Source organism: Kribbella sp. NPDC003505 (assembly GCF_040610875.1).
Classification (GTDB): domain Bacteria; phylum Actinomycetota; class Actinomycetes; order Propionibacteriales; family Kribbellaceae; genus Kribbella.
Map to the genome: position 1 here is coordinate 148,881 of NZ_JBEXNA010000010.1, position 16,132 is coordinate 165,012.

Here is a 16,132-nt window from a genome sequence, read left to right on the forward strand (position 1 = left end):
TCAGACGTCCAGGCGGCGCAGGTTCCAGACCGACGGGACGACCAGCGTCACCACCGTGATCAGTACGAACAGCGCGGCGCCGTACAGCTCGACCGCCCGAGCGCTGATCGCCACCGCGACGTACCCGACGGTGAGTTGCCCGACGGGACCGGCGATGAACGAGCCGAGCATGTCGTACGACGACACGCGCGACAGCTTGTCGATGGGGACGTGCTGGCCGAGCGCGGTCTCCCAGCTGATCCCGAAGATGTCGAAGCCGACGCCGAGGACGAAGGCCGCGATCGCCATTGCCCACAGTTGCGGGAGCAGCGCCAGGCACAGCATCACTGGGACGGTGAGCAGCATGCCGAGCATCCCGGTGCGCAGCGGGCGGCGGGGTTTGAGCCGGAGCATGATGATGCCGCTGGCAACGAGTCCGGCGCCGAAGCAGGCGCTCACGACACCCCAGCCGGCCCGGCCGAATGTGCGGTCCGCGATCACCGGGCCGAGGACCTGGTAGCAGGCCGTGTAGATCAGGTTGAGCAACGCGAACGCGAGCACGATCACCCAGACCCACTGCCGGGACACGAACTCGTGCCAGCCCTCGCGCAGGTCGGTGACGATCGAGCTCGCCTGCCGGACGATCCGCGGGATCCGCAGCCGCAACAGCAGCAGCGCGCCGATCAGGAACGTCACGCCGTCGACCGCGAGCCCGACGCCGGGCCCGGTCAGTCCGACGATCACGCCCGCGACCGCGCCGCCGCCGATCATCGCCGCGGAGCGGGCGAAACCCGCGATCGCGTTCGCCTGCGGGAGTTCGGCGCGGTCCACGATCGACGGCAGGATGCCGGTCATCGCCGGCATCACGAACGCCGCCGCCACCCCGTTCACCGCCTCGATCGCCGCGAGCTGCCAGATCGTCGCGTGCCCGGTGAGCACCAGGGCCGCGGCGAGTCCCTGGGTGAGGCCGCTGATCGTGTTGGCCGTGACCAGCACCAGGTGCCGGGGCAGCCGGTCGGCGATCACGCCGCCGATCAGCAGGAACACGATGTTCGGGATGCTCCGCGCCGCCAGCACGATGCCGACCGCGCCGGCCGAGTGCGACACGTCCAGGACGGCGAACACCAGCGCCACCGGCGCGATCGCCGAGCCGAGGATCGAGATGAACCGCGCGGACACGAAGATCCGCACGTCCCGATGCCGCAGTACGGCCAGATCCTGCCGAAACCCCACCGAAGCCCCCTCCGCCGACGCGCGAACCCGCAGATCCTACGGGCCGCGCGCGTCAGTCAGCGAGGCGAATACCGAGTTCCACCGCCCACTTCGTCTTGCGCGGTTCGGTCCGCGGGTCGGTCCGGTACGCCTCGTACCGGCAGCCGAAGACGTCGCCGGCGGGGCTCTCGTGACGGTCGAGGACGAGTCCTTCGGCGGCAGCCCAGTCCAGCAGCGACCGGTTGGCCCGGAGCGAGTGGTTGCGGTAGGTCAGCGTCGCGTAGCGCCCGGCGGGCAGCGTGCCGGCCCGCACGCGGGCGTCGCCGCGCAACGGGGCCGGTGTCAGCACGCCGACTTCCAGGTCCATCGGCCCGCTCATGTCGATCACGTGCAGGCGAAGGAAGAACGGGCCGGCGTCGTCGATCGTGCGGTCGTCCAGCCAGGCGATGAGCTCGTCGAGCAGTTCGTCGCGCTTGCCCAGCATGCCGCGGAACGGCGTCACCACCCGGATTCCGAGACAGTCCCGAGCGGCCTGTTCGACGACCCGGTTCGGCTCCAGCACCTCCATCAGTCACCTCCTGCGGCCACTGTGCCACCGACTTCGGGTGTTTCCGGACAGTGCCGGTTCGGCGTACGGTCGGTGGTTGTGAGAGGCCGGGTCTGGGGGATGCGGGGGAGCGTTGCGCTGGGGATCCTGGTGCTCGGGATGGCCGCGGCCGTCGGGGTGGGTCGCTGGGAGCAGGAGTTCGGCGAGCAGAGCGCGGCGGCGCATCTTGTGCTCGAGACCGTCAACGCGTGCGTCGCGCTGCTGCTCGCGTTCCTGGTGTACGGGCGCTTCCTGCGGACCTACACGCGTCAGGATCTCCTGCTGCTGCAGGGACTGGTCGTCCTCGGTACGGCGAACGCGCTGCTCAGCGTCACACTCGTCAAGAACAACCCGGCCGGTGCGTTCGGCAACTGGCTGCCGCCGGCCCTGCGGATCGTCGGGACGCTTCTGATCGCGGCAGCGGCGCTCGTCCCGGCCCGCCTCGCGCGCCGGCACGGCTGGCGGCACTGGGCGCTGGCGCCCGCCGTCGTCGCGATGCTCGTGGTCGGTGCCGTCGTGTACTGGCGGAAGGATTCGCTGCCGGCCGATGCCACCAGCAACGCGCTCCTGGTCCCGCAGATCCTCACGCTCGTGTGCTTCGCGGTGGCCGCGGTGGCGTTCACGGTGCAGGCGCGCAGCCGGGACGACGTACTGCTGCGGTGGCTCGGTCCTGCCTGCGCGCTGGCGGCATTCGCGCGTTTGAGCTACCTGCTCTTCCCACCGGAACGCGCCGATCTGCTGTACTCCGGCAGTCTGCTGCGGACCGGCTCGTACCTGCTGCTGCTCATCGCGGCGGGCCGGGAGATCAGCCGGCACTGGGCCCTGCAGGCGGAAACCGCGGTCGTCGAGGACCGGCGACGGGTCGCCCGCGAGATGCACGACGGCGTACTGCAGGAGCTCGGCTACATCCGCTCCGAGATCTCGGGTTTCGCGGACGCCGATCGTTCGCGGGTCGACCGGATCCTCGGCGCCAGCGAACGCGCGATGGAGGAGGCGCGGCAGATGCTCGAGGCGCTCGGCCGTTCGGACGACGAGCCGCTCGGTCTCGTGCTCCACCGCGCGGTCGAGCAGCTGGCCCAGCGGTACGGCGTGGGGCTCGATCTCGAGCTCGACGAGTCGATCGTCGTCGACCGCCCGCAACGGCATGCGCTGGTGCGAATCGCCCGGGAAGCCGTCCTGAACGCGGTCCGGCATGGCAGGGTGGAACGTGTCAGGGTCGAGCTCGGGCGTGACTCCGGGGGGAGCCACCTGGTCGTCTCCGACAACGGGCCGGGCTTCGACGCGGTCGCCCGGCACGCGGGGTTCGGACTGGTCAGCATGCGGGAACGCGCGGAGGCGCTGCCGGGAACCTTCGAGATCGACTCACGGCCGGGCGAGGGGACGACGGTGAAGATCAGATGGTGACAGGGCGATGAGCGCGGATCCGCGCCGGGTGGTGATGGCCGACGACCACCCGCAGCTCCGGGCGCACATCCGGCACGCGCTGGAGGCAGGCGGATTCGAGGTCTGCGCCGAGGCGGGCACCGGGCCCGAGGCCGTCCGGCTCGCCCAGGAGCACCGGCCGGACGTCGTCCTGCTCGACATCCACATGCCCGGCGGCGGGATCCGGGCCGCCGCGGAGATCGCCCGGCTGCTGCCGGCGATCGCGATCGTGATGCTCACCGTCTCGCGCGACGACGATGACCTGTTCGACTCGCTGCGCGCCGGCGCCTCCGGCTACCTGCTCAAGGACACCGACCCGGACCGGCTGCCGGCCGCGCTGCGCGGGGTGCTGTCCGGTGAGGCCGCGATCCCGCGGTCGCTGGTGGCCCGCATCCTGGACGAGTTCCGGGAGCCGGGCAGACGGCGCCTCGGCCGCCGGTCGCGGCCCGCGAGCCTGCTGAGCTCCCGCGAATGGCAGGTGATGGCCCTGCTCGCCGAGGGACTGACCACGGACGAGGTCGCCAAGCGGCTGTTCCTGTCCCCGACGACGGTCCGGGTGCACGTCTCGTCGGTGCTGCGCAAGCTCCGCGTCAAGGACCGGCAGGCGGCGATCGACCTGCTCCGGGACGACCCGTCCTGACGTCTCCCATGGACCGATCACGAGGGCGGTCTCCCTCCCTACCGCCCTCGCGATTCGGTCTACCCCCCGGAGCCCCACATCCCCCGTGAGCACCGCATGCGGTAACGCTATGTAACGAGACCGGGTCTTGGCCAGGGACCAAGGTCCTTTTGAGCGTTCAAACACCTAAACGCTGCTGAGCGCGGGAGACGGCCCGACCGGCCGCTGGTCGATGCCAAGAGCAACCAGTTTTCGGTTGTCTTTCGTTGTCACCGGTTGTGACAGGCGAGGGTCTGCCGCTCCGGGCCGGATTTCGCTACCTTTGGGTATTGGTCCTCGATCTGCAGGAGGCTCCGTGAAGATCAACGACGTACTGCGCGGCAAAGGCAACGAGGTCGTCACCATCTCCCCAGAAGCCACTGTCACCGAGCTGCTCGCACTGCTGGCCGACCGCAACATCGGCGCGGTGGTGGTCAGTCCGGACGGGTCGTCCGTGGCGGGCATCGTGTCCGAGCGCGACATCGTCCGGCTCTGGAACGGTACGCCGGACGCGGGCGACGTCCGGGTCAGCGCGATCATGACGTCGGAGGTGCACACCTGCACGCCGGACGATCTGATCGACAACCTCATGCGGCTGATGACGGACCGCCGGATCCGGCACGTCCCGGTCGTTGTCGACGGCAACCTTGCGGGGCTGGTCAGCATCGGTGACGTGGTCAAGTCCCGGATCGGCGAGCTCGAGTTCGAGAAGGAGCAGCTGTCCAACTACATCAGCAGCTGAGCTGAGCTGCCCCCGGCGGGGCCGGGGGCAGCGGAGTCAGCTCACCTCGATCAGTTCACCGAGGTCGAGACCGTCGAGCTGCGGGCGCACGTCCTTGGCCTCGCCGACGACGACCACGAGCAGGCCGTCGGTCCCGACGTAGCGCCGGTAGGCCTCGGTCGCCTCGGCGGCGGTGGTGGCCGCGATGTTGGTCAGGTAGGTGTCGGCGAAGTCGATCGGCACGCCGTTCGCGATGTTGCTGCCGACCTGCTGGGCCACCGAGTCGGCCTGCTCGTAGCGCAGCGGGGCGGTGCGGATCAGGCTGTCCTTCGCCTCCTGCACCTCCTGCTCGGTGAGCCCGTCGCGCGCCTCCAGCAGGATCCGCAGCGCGTCTCCGATCGCCGCGCCGGTCACCTCGGTCCGGACCGCACCGCCGAGGCTGAACGTGCCGCCCTTGCGCGGCGCCGCGAAGCTGGTCCGGGTGCCGTACGTGTACCCCTTCTCCTCGCGGAGCACGGTGTCCACGCGGGACGTGATGGTCCCGCCGACCACGTGGTTCGCGACCGCGGCCGCGCCCCACGCCGGATCCCGCCGGTCGGGACCGGCGCAGCCGATCAGCAGCTGGCTCTGCACCGAGCCCGGCCGGTCGACGAGCACGACCCGGTTGCCCGGGAGGTAGATCGGCTCCGGTGTCTCCAGCGCCGTACCGGCCGAGGAGGTCCAGTTGCCGAAGGCCTCGTCGATGATGCCGGCCACGTCCACCCCGGTCGCGTCGCCGGCGAACAGGATCTCCGCCCGCTCCGGGCCGATGTTCCTGCGGTAGAAGTCGGCGACCTCGACGTTCGTCAACGGCCTGATCGTGTCCGGCCGGCCCGCGGTCGGCCGGGACCGCCGCGTCGACGGGTCGAACAGGTACGCCGCGAACGCCTCGCGCGCCCGGTAGCCGGCGTTCGCCCGCTCCTGGTTGATCTCGCCGAGCCGGATCGTCACGTGCCGCCCGACGTCGGCCTGGTTGAACGCCGGCCGGGTGATCGCCTCGGCGAGCAGCCGCACCGCGGGGGCGAGATGCGACACCGGCACCGAGATCTCGACGTGCAGCGCGTCCGAGCTGACGTCCACGCCGTACGCCGCTCCGTGCCGCTCCAGCGCGGCGGCGAACTCGTTGGCCGAATGCAGTTCGGTGCCCTCGTCGAGGGTCCGCGACATGATCGTCGCGACGCCCTCGAGGTCCCGCGGCTCGGCGATCAGCGGCATCGCGATCGTGACCCGGACGGTGGCGACGTACTGCCCCGGGCGGTCGTAGACGTGCACCGGCGTACCGGCGCCGATCCGGGTGGTGACCGCTTCCGGGAACTTCCACGGACGCGGCGCGCCGACGGCCGGCGGGGTGGTCAGAACCTGGTTCATGCCTGCGCTCCCGACTCCGGTGCGGTCTCTTGGCGGCGGTAGGTCACCTGGACGCGGCCGGTGGCGCGGATCCACTTCCGGGCGGCGGCCTGGACCTGCTCGACGGTCACGGCCTGGATCTGGTCGATCCGGGTGTTGATCCGGTTCGCGTCACCGAACAGCAGTGCGTGGTGCGAGATCTCGTCGGCCCGGCCGGCGCAGGTGGCCAGCTGCTCGAGCCAGTCCCGCTCGGCCTGGGCCTGCACCGTGGCCAGCTCGTCCGCGGTGACGCCGCCCGCGGCCAGCTTCTCGATCTCCTCGAGCAGCGCGTCCTCGACCTGCTGCAGGTCGACGCCGTCGGACGCGATCCCGGTCAGCGTCCCGAACGACACACCGCCGATCAGCGGCAGCGCGCCGCCGGACACCGACTGCGCGATCTGCTCGTCGCGGACCAGCCGCCGGTTCAGCCGGCCGCTCTGCCCCGCGGCGAGGATGTCGAGCGCGAGCCCGGCGGCGTCCAGCTCGGGCGTCCCGTCGACGGGCAGCCGGAACATCATCGTGACCAGGTCGGACGGTACGTCGGACACCACGTCGTCGCGCTGGACGCCGGTCATCGGGCCGATCGTCCCGTCCGGCGCGGGCGGCGGCGTAGGGATCGCGGGCAGGTGGCCGAAGTACCGCTTGGCAGCGTCGAACGCGTCGTCCTCGGACACGTCGCCGACGATCGTCAGGACCGCGTTGTTCGGGCCGTAGTACGTACGGAAGAACGCGTGCACGTCCTCCACCGAGGCCGCGTCCAGGTCGGCCATCGAGCCGATCGTCATGTGCGCGTACGGGTGGCCTTCGGGGAACGCGAGCCGGACGAGCCGCTCGTACGAGTCGCCGTACGGGCGGTTGTCGTACGACTGCCGCTTCTCCTCCTTGACGACGTCGCGCTGGTTGTCCAGGTTCTCCTGGTTGACCGCGTCGAGCAGGTAACCCATCCGGTCCGCCTCGAGCCAGAGCGCGAGGTCCAGGCCGCCGCTGGGCAGCGACTCGAAGTAGTTGGTCCGGTCGAAGAAGGTGCTCGCGTTCAGGCTGGCGCCGGCAGTCTCCAGCAGGCTGAAGTGCTGACCGGAGGCGACGTTGCGCGACCCCTGGAACATCAGGTGCTCGAACAGGTGCGCGAACCCGGTCAGGCCCGGCGGTTCGTGGCGCGACCCGACGTCGTACCAGAGGTTGACGGCGACGATGGGGACGGCGCGGTCCGAGCTGACGACGACCCGCAGGCCGTTGTCGAGCGTCTGCTCCGCGATGGGGTACGTCAAGGGCATACCGGCCACCATACGTGGTCGGGAAACCTGTCCGGGGCGGTTGTCGATTCCGGGCCGGGTCACACATCGGGATGGTGAATGCTGGAACCGGAGCACGACGAGAAAGGTGTGACCCGTGATGGGCAAGTACCTGGTGATGATCTACGACGACGAGGCGAAGTGGGCCGCGGCCGACCCGTCGGTGGCGGAGCAGAACCACAAGAACCACCTGGCGTTCGCGGAGGCCAACGGCGCCGCGCTGCGCGGCGGCGGCCAGCTCGACTCGAGCACTACCGCGACCTCGATCCGCGCGGACGGCAACGGCGGGTACGTCGTCACCGACGGCGTCTTCGCGGAGACCAAGGAAGTACTCGGCGGGTACTACGTCATCGAGGCCGCCGACCTGGACGAGGCGCTCGCGATCGCCAAGCAGGTCCCGTCGCCGATGGGCGGTGTCGAGGTCCGTCCACTGGTCAACGGTGGCTGATCCGGTCGCGCCGTCAGTTGCAGAGGCCGTCGCGGCGGCCCACTCGACCGAGTGGGCCGCCGTGCTCGCCGCGACCGCGCGGGTCGCCGCGGACCTGGACCTGGCGGAGGACTGCGTCCAGGACGCGTACGCGAAGGCCCTGGTGCACTGGCGGGACCAGGGCGTGCCGCGGCGGCCGGGTGCTTGGCTGACGACGGTCGCCACCCGCCGGGCGCTGGAGCTGCGGCGGCGGGCCGACGTGGCCCGGCGCAAGCTGCCCTTGCTGATGCCCGAGGACGACGTCCAGGACGGCACCTTCCCCGACGATCGCCTGCGGCTGGTGTTCACCTGCTGTCACCCGGCACTCGCCCAGGAGGCACAGATCGCGCTGACGCTGCGCCTGGTGTGCGGGCTGTCGTCGGCCGAGATCGCCAAGGCGTTCCTGGTGAAGGAGACCACGATGCAGGCTCGGATCACCCGGGCGAAGCAGAAGATCTCGCGGTCGGGCATCCCGTACCGGATCCCGAAGGCGCCCGACCTTCCCGAGCGCATCGACGCGGTCCTCGACGTCGTCCACCTCGTGTACGCCGCCGGCCACACGGCGGCTGACGGCGACGCTCTCACCAGAACCGATCTCGGTCGTCGGGGCCTCGACCTCGCCCGGATGATCCGTCTTCTGCTTCCGGACAGCTCGGAGGCCGCCGGGCTGCTGGCGCTGCTGTTGCTCACGCAGGCACGGGAGGCCGCGCGGGTGGCCGACGGCCGGTTGGTGTTGATGGAGGACCAGGACCGCTCGCTGTGGGACCGCGAGCTCATCGACGAGGGGCTACGGCTGATGCCCGAGGCGCTGCGACCGGCCGGGCGGTTCGGGCTGATGGCCGCGATCGCGGCCGTGCACGCGGAGGCCGCACGCTGGGAGGACACGGACTGGTCGGAGATCCTCGGGCTGTACGACGTCCTGCTCGGGCGCTGGCCTTCCCCGGTGGTGGCGCTGAACCGCGTGGTGGCGATCAGCTACGTCGCAGGGCCCGAGGCCGCGCTCGCGCAGTTGCCGGACGATCCGGCGCTGGCGACGTACCCGTATCTGGCGTCGACGCGGGGCGAGTTGCTGTGGCGGTGCGGGCGGATCCAGGACGCGCGGGCGGCGTACGAGGAGGCGCTGGCGTTCACCAGCAATGCGGTCGAGGCGGAATTCCTGCAGCGGCGGATCACTCGAGGCGCTTGAGGACCTCGTCGTGCAGGCGGCCGTTGGTGGCGACGGCGTTCGGGCCGTTCGGGCCGGGCACGCCGTCGACGGAGGTGAACGTGCCGCCGGCTTCGTCGACGATGATCGCGAGCGCGGCCATGTCGTACAGATTGAGCTCCGGCTCGGCGGCGATGTCGACCGCGCCTTCGGCGACCAGCATGTACGACCAGAAGTCGCCGTACGCGCGGGTCCGCCAGCAGGAGTCCATCAGGTCGGCCCACTGGTTCTTCTTGCCGAGCTTCTCCCAGCCCTTGAGTGAGGCGTACGACAGCGACGCGTCCTCGATCCGGCTCACGTCGCTGACCCGGCACGGCTGCGACGAGTGCAGCGCGCGGCCGGTCCAGGCGCCGTCGCCGTACGACGCCCACCAGCGCTTGCCGAGCGCCGGCGCGGAGACGACGCCGACGACGACCTGGTCCTCGATCATCAGGCTGATCAGCGTGGCCCAGACCGGCACGCCGCGGATGTAGTTCTTGGTGCCGTCGATCGGGTCGACCACCCAGCGCCGCACACCCCAGCCGCTGGTGCCGTCCTCCTCGCCCACGAACGCGTCCCGCGGCCGCGCCCGGGCGAGCGTCTTGCGCATCACGTCCTCGACCTTCTTGTCCGACTCGCTCACCGGGGTCAGGTCGGGCTTGGTGGCCACGTGCAGGTCGAGCGCCTTGTAGCGGTCCATCGTGGTCGAGTCCGCGTCGTCGGCCAGGATGTGGGCGAGCCGCAGGTCATCCGTGTGCGAAGGCATGCCGGAAGGCTAGCCTGAACGGCAGGTGAACGCTTCGGCCGTCCGGGGAACGTTGCGGATCGGTTGCGGCGCCGATTGAACCGAATGCGGTCGTTGAACGTGCCATTAGTGTCTGACCACGTCCTGACCACCGCCGGGAGGCGTCAATGTTCGAGCGCTTCGGTGACCTGCCGCTGCACGTGCTCGTGATCCATCTGACCGTGGTGCTGCTGCCGGTGGCCGCGCTCACCGGGATCGTGTTCGCCGTGGTGCCGCGGTGGCGCCGGCTGCTGCGCTGGCCGGCGCTCGTGCTCGGCGTCGGGACGGTCGTCTGCGCGTACGTGGCGAAGAAGAGCGGTGAGGCGTTCGTGACCGCCGTACCGACGCTCGCGAAGGCGGTCGCGCTGCACGAGAAGCGCGGGAACCTGCTGTTCTGGTACTGCCTGATCTTCGCGGTCGTTGCCGTGGCCGCCTTTCTGCTGCTGCGCGAACGCGACGGCCGGACCGGGACGAGCCGCCCGCTCGAGTTGCTGACGCAGGCCGCCGTGGTCGTGGTCGGTGTGCTGGTCATCTGGCAGACCGTCCGCACCGGCGACGCCGGCGCCCGGGCGGTGTGGGAAGGACAGCTCCCGAAGTAGCGGGCGGTACGCCGTCAGTAGCTGGTCGCGGCGCGGCTGGCCAGCAGACGGCGGAACGACGTGACCCGGTCGGCGTCGGCGCGGCCGTCCGCGACGGCCTCGTCCAGTGCGCAGTCAGGGGCGTCGGCGGCGTGGGTACAGCCGCGCGGGCAGTCCGCGGCCAGCTCTGCCAGGTCCGGGAAGGCGTGGATCAACTTGTCCGGGTCCACGTGGGCCAGGCCGAACGAACGGATGCCGGGCGTGTCGATCAGCCAGCCGCCGTCCGGCAGCCGGAGTACGACCGTGTTCGTCGACGTATGGCGCCCGCGGCCGGTGACCTCGTTGACGATGCCGACAGCTCGGGCGGCACCGGGGATGATGCCGTTGACGAGGGTGGACTTGCCGACGCCGGAGTGGCCGACCAGGACGCTGGTCCTGCCGTCGAGCTGCTCGCGAAGCTTCGTCAGGTCGCCGCCCTGGTGCGTCGCGACCGACTCGACGCCGAGCGGCCGGTAGATCGAGAGCAACGGGTCCGGATCGGCCAGGTCGGTCTTGGTGAGGCAGAGCAGCGGCCGCATGCCGGCCTCGAACGCGGCGACCAGGAACCGGTCGATGAGCCCGGTCCGCGGCTCCGGGTTGGCGACCGCGACGACGATCACGAGTTGGTCGGCGTTCGCCACCAGCGGACGCTCGACCGGGTCGTCGTCGTCGGCCGAGCGGCGCAGCAGCGTCGTCCGGGGGAGCACCTCGACGATCCGCGCAAGGGTGCCTTCGTCGCCGCTGGCGTCGCCGTCGAGCTTCACCCGGTCACCGACGATCACGCCGGTCCGGCCGAGCTGCCGGGCCTTCATCGCGGTCACCTGGCGGTCGTCGACCCAGCAGGTGTAGCGGCCGCGGTCCCGGGTGATGACGAAGCCTTCGGCCGCGTCGTCGTACGAGGGGCGGTCCTTGGTCCGCGGCCGCGTGCGGCGCTTGGGCCGGTCGTACCTGGCCTCCTCGTCGTACCGCGACATCAGCCGGCGAGCTCCGACCAGAGCTGCGGGAACTCGGGCAGGGTCTTCGCCGTGGTGCCGATGTTCTCGATCAGCAGGTCGTCGACGAGCAGGCCGACGACGGCGGCGGCGTGCGCCATCCGGTGGTCGGCGTAGGTGCGGAAGAGCCCGCCGTGCAAGGGCTTCGGCCGGATCGCCAGGCCGTCCTCGAGTTGCGTGACGTCGCCGCCGAGCGCGTTGAACTCGGTCTCGAGCGCCGCCAGCCGGTCCGTCTCGTGGTTGCGCAGGTGCGCGATGCCGCGCAGGTACGACGGTCCGTCGGCGAAGGCGGCCACCGCGGCGATCACCGGGGACAGCTCGCCGACCTCGCTCAGGTCGAGGTCACAGCCCTGCACCCGGCCCGTTCCGCGGACCGTGAGGCCGTCGTCGGTCCGGCTGACCGAGGCGCCGAAGCGAGTGAAGATCTCCGGCAGTTGGCCGCCGGGCTGGGTGGTCTTCGCCGGCCAGCCGGTCACCGTGACCGAGCCGCCGGTGATGACGGCGGCGGCCAGGAACGGCGCCGCGTTCGACAGGTCCGGCTCGATCGCCGTGTCCAGCGCTTGAACGGGGCCGGGAGCAACCACCCACCGGTTCGGCTCTGCGTCGTCGACCTGGACGCCGCGCTCGCGCAGCATCGCCACCGACATGTCCAGATGCGGCTGCGAGGGCACCGGCTTGCCGTCGTGGCGGATGTCGACGCCCTCGTCGTACCGTGCGCCGGCCAGCAGCAGAGCGGACACGAACTGGCTCGACCCGGAGGCGTCCAGCGTCACCTTTCCGCCCCGCACCGAACCGGTGCCCGACACGGTGTACGGCATCCGGCCGGTGCCGCCGTCGTCGATCTGAACGCCGAGGGTGCGCAGCGCGTCCAGGATGACGCCCATCGGCCGCTCTCGCGCGTACGGGTCGCCGTCGAAGCCGACCAGCCCGTCAGCCAGCGCGGCCACCGGCGGAACGAACCGCATCACGGTGCCGGCCAGACCGCAGTCCACGTTCGCCGGGCCCTTCAGCGAGCCCGGGGTCACGGTCACGGTCGTGCCGCTCTCAGTGCTGTGCTTCTCTGTGATGGCGACGCCGAGCGAGACCAGGGCGGACCGCATCAGCGAGGTGTCACGGGCCGCGAGCAGGCCGGTCAGGTGCGACGGGCCGTCAGCGATCGCGGCAAGGACGAGCGCACGGTTGCTGATCGACTTCGATCCGGGCACCGTGACCGTGCCTGTCACTGCTGCCGCCGCCCGCGGCGCCGCCCAGCCCTGCTGCTCCGTCATGCCACTCCTTCGGCTCGTCCGTCCAGCTCCGAGCCTAGGGCATCGGCCTGCGCCGGCCGTGCTGGGAGCGTCAGCCGAGATGCAGCTCCGCCTTCGCGAGTTTCGCGGCGTGCTTGGCCTCGCGGGCCAGGTCCTTCGCCTCCCGCTTGGCGGCCTTGGCGCCGCGCTTGGTCTCCCGCTTCGCCGCCTTCGCGCCGTGGCTCGCCCGCCACGCCACGCCGGGCTTGCCCTCGGTGTCGACGGCGGCGAGCAGCAGACCGCCCAGCAGACCCAGGTTCTTCATGAACTGGATCCGCTGCGCCTGCCGGGACTCCTTGTCCTTCATCTGCCAGAACGGATGCCCGGCGACGGTCACCGGCAGCAATGTGGTGGCGAGGGCGGCCGCGCCGAGCCGCCGGCCCTTGCCGGTCGCCAGCGCGAGGCCGCCGACCACCTGCACGGCCCCGTTCAGCCGGACCAGGTTGACCGTGGTCTCCGGGATCCGGTCGCTGACCTGCGGCGGGGCGACCTTCTTCACCATCGGCACGAGCCGGTCCGCGACCGGCTGGGCCTTGGGCACGAGCGGCTCGGGGTTGCGGATCGAGTTCGCACCCTGGACGACGAAAATCATGGACAGCAACGGCCTGGCCAGTGCGCGCACGACAGTCATGCCTCCTTCATACACCAAGACATATACGGGAGTTGTGTAACTCCCGGTACCCAACTGTCAGATCGCGCAGCCGTCCGGGCCGCAAGTCGGGTCGTCGCCGGCGGCCGGGGCGGTGATGAGGGTGACCGGCCCGCGGGCCCGGCTCAGTGCTTCCTTGAAGACCTCGACGGGCTGGGCGCCGCTCACGCCGTACTTCTCGTCGATGACGAAGAACGGCACGCCGTTGGCGCCGTACGCCAGTGCCTGCGCCTGGTCCGCCGCGACCTCCTCGGCGTACGTCGTACCGGCCAGGACCTCACGCACACGGTCGGCGGGGAGACCGACCTCTGTGGCCAGCTCGGTCAGCGTGGCGTGGTCACCGACCGGGAGGCCGTCGGTGAAGTAGGCCTTGAGCAGACGCTCCTTGAGGCGGCCCTGCGTGTCAGCGGGCACCTCACCGGACGCACCGAGGTCGTGAGCCAGGTGCAGGAGGCGGTGCGCGTCGACGGTGTTGACCGGCTTCGCCTGGTCCAGGTGGTACTCCAGTCCGACCTCAGCCGCCACCTCGGTGACGTGGGCGTTCGCCTGGAGACCCCACTCGCGGCCGCGTCCGTACTTCTCACCCAACCGGGTCGCCAGGTCCCGCGGGTCGTCGTTCGTCGACGAGGGGTCGAGCTGGAAGCTGTGCCAGACGATCTCCGCGGTGTCGCCGCTCTCGGCGAGGGCCTGCTCGAGCCGCCGCTTCCCGATGTAGCACCACGGACAGACGACGTCGGACCACACATCAATGCGCATAACTGTCCGCAACTGACCGCTTCGTGGACCTATTCCCAACCAGCCACCGGTGTGACGCGTCTGACGGTCCATGGACGAAGAGCTGGTGCGGGCCCTGTTGAGCGAGCAGTACCCCGATCTCGCGAATCTGCCGCTCAAGGAGGTCATCGGCGGCTGGGGCAACCAGATGTGGCGCCTGGGCGACGACCTGGCCGTGAGGCTGCCCCGTCACGCCGGCGCCCCTCAGGTGCTTCACAGAGAACACCGGTGGCTCCCTGACCTCGCCGACCAGCTGCCGTTGCCGATTCCGGTCCCGCGGCATCTCGGCGCTCCGTCGGACCGCTTCCCGCGGACCTGGCTGGTCACCACCTGGGTGCACGGGGAACCCGCGGACCACGCACCGATTAGCGATCCGGCGGCGGCCGACGTACTGGCCGGGTTCCTGCACGCGCTGCACACCCGGGCACCGGCCGACGCGCCGGTGAGTGAGCGATCGACGCTGCCGCCGAGTCCGGGCTTCGACGAGGTCCAGGCGTACGTCGGGCGCGTCGACGAGATCCGCGCGGTCTGGGAGGACGCGCTCGCGGCGCCGCGGTGGGACCGGGCGCCGGTGTGGCTGCACGGCGACCTGCACCCGGCGAACGTGGTCGTTGCCGACGGCATGCTCGCCGGCGTGGTGGACTTCGAGGAGCTCGGCGTCGGCGACCCGGCGAACGACGTCGCCGCCGCCTGGATCCTGCTCCCTGAGCCCGAGCGCTTCCTTGCGGCGTACGGCACCGACGAGGCGACGGTACGGCGGGCACGCGGCTGGGCGTTGACGCGGGCGCTGTTCCTGATCGCGATGGGTATCAACGGCGAGAAGGGCATCCCCGGCGGCAAAACCCACTGGGGCCCGATCGGCCACGCGGCCCTCGACCGGCTGCTCTGACGTGGGGTCCTAGAATCGCCCGCTGGAACGGGAGGAGGGCCAGCCGGCGTGCGTGATGAGTTGGCGGGGCAGCTGGCACAGCTGCGCGACCTCACCGGTCGCAGCCTGCGTGAGCTCGCCCGTGACATCAACGCCAGCAGCTCTTCGCTCTCGCGGTACTTCGCCGGTCAGGCGGTTCCGCCGTGGCCGACAGTCGTCGCGCTCTGCAAGGTCGCCGGCCGCGACCCCAGACCGCTGCGTGAGGTGTGGGAACGCGCCAAGGACGCGCCACAGACGAACCAAGCCGTCGCGCTGCAGGTCCGCAACGACCTGCCACACGATGTCACCGCCTTCACCGGTCGCCGCACCGAGTTGGACCTGCTCGCCGACGCGGCCCGCAGCACGTCGCTCGTGGCGATCGACGGCATGGGCGGAGTCGGCAAGACCGCGCTCGCCGTCCATGCCGCACACCTGCTGACCCCGGACTTCCCGGACGGGCAGCTCTACCTGGACCTTCACGGTTTCACGCCGGGGCGGGAGCGCCTCGAACCCGTGGAGGCGTTGCGAGTCCTTCTGGGCGCCCTCGGACTGCCGCCGGCCCGGATTCCCGACGGGCTCGCCGAGCGGGCCGCGCTCTGGCGGTCGGAGCTGGCCACGCGGCGCGCGATCGTGCTGCTCGACAACGCCGTCGACGCCGAGCAGGTCGGGCCCCTGCTGTCCGGCGCCGGCCGGAGCTTCGTCGTCGTCACCAGCAGGCGGCGCATGGTCGAGCTCGACGGCGTCCAGCCGATCTCGCTCGACGTCCTGCCCGGCGAGGAGGCGGCCCGGCTCTTCGTCGAGTCCGCCGGCGGCGACCGGCCCGGTGACGTGGCCGAGGTGCTGCGGCGGTGCGGCAACCTGCCGCTCGCGATCCGGGTCGCAGCCGCGCGGCTCCGGCACCGGCCCGCGTGGACTCTCGACACCCTCGTGGAGCGCCTGCGCGACGGCGACCTCACGGTGTCGGAGGTCTTCGAGATGTCGCTGCGTCAGCTGGACCCCGCGCAGCGGCGGATGTTCCGGCTGCTCGGACTGGTGCCAGGTGAGGACATCGACGCGTACGGCGCGGCCGCGCTGGCTGGAATCCCGCTGCCGAACGCGCGGTAGCTGCTGGAGGACCTGGTCGACGTCCACCTCGTCCAGGAGCCCGCGGCGGGCCGATACCGGATGCACGACCTGTTG

17 protein-coding genes are annotated in these 16,132 nt (G+C 71.1%); 8 read left to right on the forward strand and 9 right to left on the reverse strand.

Translation table 11 applies throughout. The features are described 5' to 3' along the window. Positions 1-1,212 carry an MFS transporter gene (locus ABZX12_RS30440; protein ID WP_355698742.1) on the reverse strand — a complete coding sequence of 404 codons (1,212 nt, stop codon included), beginning with the start codon at positions 1,210-1,212 and terminating at the stop codon, positions 1-3. A 52-nt stretch (positions 1,213-1,264) separates the two neighbouring features. Next, positions 1,265-1,759, reverse strand: coding sequence for a GyrI-like domain-containing protein (locus ABZX12_RS30445; RefSeq protein WP_355698744.1), 495 nt, complete (start codon positions 1,757-1,759; stop codon positions 1,265-1,267). A 99-nt stretch (positions 1,760-1,858) separates the two neighbouring features. On the opposite strand from ABZX12_RS30445, the gene ABZX12_RS30450 reads away from it, so the two are divergent. From ABZX12_RS30450 to ABZX12_RS30460, 3 genes are all read left to right on the forward strand, one after another. After that, entirely contained in the window at positions 1,859-3,181 is a 1,323-nt protein-coding gene (locus ABZX12_RS30450; protein ID WP_355698746.1) for a sensor histidine kinase, read from the forward strand. Between the two features lie 7 nt (positions 3,182-3,188). Further along, a complete protein-coding gene (locus ABZX12_RS30455; RefSeq protein WP_355698748.1) occupies positions 3,189-3,839 on the forward strand; it encodes a response regulator transcription factor in 651 nt (216 codons plus the stop codon). A 334-nt stretch (positions 3,840-4,173) separates the two neighbouring features. After that, positions 4,174-4,599 (forward strand): CBS domain-containing protein, encoded by a 426-nt coding sequence (locus tag ABZX12_RS30460; RefSeq protein WP_355698750.1) that lies wholly within the window; start codon positions 4,174-4,176, stop codon positions 4,597-4,599. 36 nt (positions 4,600-4,635) lie between these two features. Here the strand turns inward: ABZX12_RS30460 and ABZX12_RS30465 are convergent, their stop codons facing one another. Together ABZX12_RS30465 and ABZX12_RS30470 are read right to left on the reverse strand one after the other, a co-directional pair. Continuing rightward, entirely contained in the window at positions 4,636-5,985 is a 1,350-nt protein-coding gene (locus ABZX12_RS30465; RefSeq protein ID WP_355698752.1) for a pitrilysin family protein, read from the reverse strand. Next, complete coding sequence (locus ABZX12_RS30470) at positions 5,982-7,277, reverse strand: pitrilysin family protein (RefSeq protein WP_355698754.1); 1,296 nt, start codon at positions 7,275-7,277, stop codon at positions 5,982-5,984. Before ABZX12_RS30470 ends, ABZX12_RS30465 begins: the two co-directional genes overlap by 4 nt. A 118-nt stretch (positions 7,278-7,395) precedes the next feature. Between ABZX12_RS30470 and ABZX12_RS30475 the strand changes: the two genes are divergently transcribed. Both ABZX12_RS30475 and ABZX12_RS30480 read left to right on the forward strand, forming a co-directional pair. Beyond that, positions 7,396-7,743, forward strand: coding sequence for a YciI family protein (locus tag ABZX12_RS30475; RefSeq protein ID WP_355699069.1), 348 nt, complete (start codon positions 7,396-7,398; stop codon positions 7,741-7,743). Beyond that, a complete protein-coding gene (locus ABZX12_RS30480) occupies positions 7,736-8,947 on the forward strand; it encodes a DUF6596 domain-containing protein (protein WP_355698756.1) in 1,212 nt (403 codons plus the stop codon). Before ABZX12_RS30475 ends, ABZX12_RS30480 begins: the two co-directional genes overlap by 8 nt. Here the strand turns inward: ABZX12_RS30480 and hisN are convergent. Further along, positions 8,931-9,710, reverse strand: coding sequence for a histidinol-phosphatase (gene hisN, locus ABZX12_RS30485; RefSeq protein ID WP_355698758.1), 780 nt, complete (start codon positions 9,708-9,710; stop codon positions 8,931-8,933). The genes ABZX12_RS30480 and hisN overlap by 17 nt on opposite strands. Positions 9,711-9,856: 146 nt before the next feature. On the opposite strand from hisN, the gene ABZX12_RS30490 reads away from it, so the two are divergent. After that, the gene (locus ABZX12_RS30490) at positions 9,857-10,327 is read left to right on the forward strand and encodes a DUF2231 domain-containing protein (RefSeq protein ID WP_355698760.1); all 471 of its coding nucleotides are present in this window, start codon (positions 9,857-9,859) and stop codon (positions 10,325-10,327) included. Positions 10,328-10,341: 14 nt separating this feature from the next. Here the strand turns inward: ABZX12_RS30490 and rsgA are convergent, their stop codons facing one another. From rsgA to ABZX12_RS30510, 4 genes are all read right to left on the reverse strand, one after another. Then, the gene (gene rsgA, locus ABZX12_RS30495; RefSeq protein ID WP_355698761.1) at positions 10,342-11,319 is read right to left on the reverse strand and encodes a ribosome small subunit-dependent GTPase A; all 978 of its coding nucleotides are present in this window, start codon (positions 11,317-11,319) and stop codon (positions 10,342-10,344) included. Next, complete coding sequence (aroA, locus tag ABZX12_RS30500; protein WP_355698763.1) at positions 11,319-12,605, reverse strand: 3-phosphoshikimate 1-carboxyvinyltransferase; 1,287 nt, start codon at positions 12,603-12,605, stop codon at positions 11,319-11,321. Before aroA ends, rsgA begins: the two co-directional genes overlap by 1 nt. Positions 12,606-12,675: 70 nt before the next feature. Then, positions 12,676-13,254 carry a DoxX family protein gene (locus ABZX12_RS30505; protein WP_355698765.1) on the reverse strand — a complete coding sequence of 193 codons (579 nt, stop codon included), beginning with the start codon at positions 13,252-13,254 and terminating at the stop codon, positions 12,676-12,678. A 57-nt stretch (positions 13,255-13,311) separates the two neighbouring features. Further along, positions 13,312-14,028: a DsbA family oxidoreductase gene (locus ABZX12_RS30510; protein WP_355698767.1), complete on the reverse strand. Its 717-nt coding sequence runs from the start codon at positions 14,026-14,028 to the stop codon at positions 13,312-13,314. Positions 14,029-14,098: 70 nt separating this feature from the next. On the opposite strand from ABZX12_RS30510, the gene ABZX12_RS30515 reads away from it, so the two are divergent. Both ABZX12_RS30515 and ABZX12_RS30520 read left to right on the forward strand, forming a co-directional pair. After that, on the forward strand, positions 14,099-14,935 hold the full coding sequence (locus tag ABZX12_RS30515; RefSeq protein ID WP_355698768.1) for an aminoglycoside phosphotransferase family protein: 837 nt from the start codon (positions 14,099-14,101) through the stop codon (positions 14,933-14,935). A 48-nt stretch (positions 14,936-14,983) separates the two neighbouring features. Beyond that, complete coding sequence (locus ABZX12_RS30520; protein WP_355698770.1) at positions 14,984-16,057, forward strand: helix-turn-helix domain-containing protein; 1,074 nt, start codon at positions 14,984-14,986, stop codon at positions 16,055-16,057. Positions 16,058-16,132: the final 75 nt, after the last annotated feature.

What these genes read in the sequence shown, in the direction of transcription:
- ABZX12_RS30445 (WP_355698744.1), bottom strand. Translation starts at nt 1,759, where the DNA reads ATGGAGGTGCTGGAGCCGAACCGGGTCGTCGAACAGGCCGCTCGGGAC.
- ABZX12_RS30450 (WP_355698746.1), top strand. Translation starts at nt 1,859, where the DNA reads ATGCGGGGGAGCGTTGCGCTGGGGATCCTGGTGCTCGGGATGGCCGCG.
- ABZX12_RS30455 (WP_355698748.1), top strand. Translation starts at nt 3,189, where the DNA reads ATGAGCGCGGATCCGCGCCGGGTGGTGATGGCCGACGACCACCCGCAG.
- ABZX12_RS30465 (WP_355698752.1), bottom strand. Translation starts at nt 5,985, where the DNA reads ATGAACCAGGTTCTGACCACCCCGCCGGCCGTCGGCGCGCCGCGTCCG.
- ABZX12_RS30470 (WP_355698754.1), bottom strand. Translation starts at nt 7,277, where the DNA reads ATGCCCTTGACGTACCCCATCGCGGAGCAGACGCTCGACAACGGCCTG.
- ABZX12_RS30475 (WP_355699069.1), top strand. Translation starts at nt 7,396, where the DNA reads ATGGGCAAGTACCTGGTGATGATCTACGACGACGAGGCGAAGTGGGCC.
- hisN (WP_355698758.1), bottom strand. Translation starts at nt 9,710, where the DNA reads ATGCCTTCGCACACGGATGACCTGCGGCTCGCCCACATCCTGGCCGAC.
- ABZX12_RS30490 (WP_355698760.1), top strand. Translation starts at nt 9,857, where the DNA reads ATGTTCGAGCGCTTCGGTGACCTGCCGCTGCACGTGCTCGTGATCCAT.
- rsgA (WP_355698761.1), bottom strand. Translation starts at nt 11,319, where the DNA reads ATGTCGCGGTACGACGAGGAGGCCAGGTACGACCGGCCCAAGCGCCGC.
- aroA (WP_355698763.1), bottom strand. Translation starts at nt 12,605, where the DNA reads ATGACGGAGCAGCAGGGCTGGGCGGCGCCGCGGGCGGCGGCAGCAGTG.
- ABZX12_RS30505 (WP_355698765.1), bottom strand. Translation starts at nt 13,254, where the DNA reads ATGACTGTCGTGCGCGCACTGGCCAGGCCGTTGCTGTCCATGATTTTC.
- ABZX12_RS30510 (WP_355698767.1), bottom strand. Translation starts at nt 14,028, where the DNA reads ATGCGCATTGATGTGTGGTCCGACGTCGTCTGTCCGTGGTGCTACATC.
- ABZX12_RS30515 (WP_355698768.1), top strand. Translation starts at nt 14,099, where the DNA reads ATGGACGAAGAGCTGGTGCGGGCCCTGTTGAGCGAGCAGTACCCCGAT.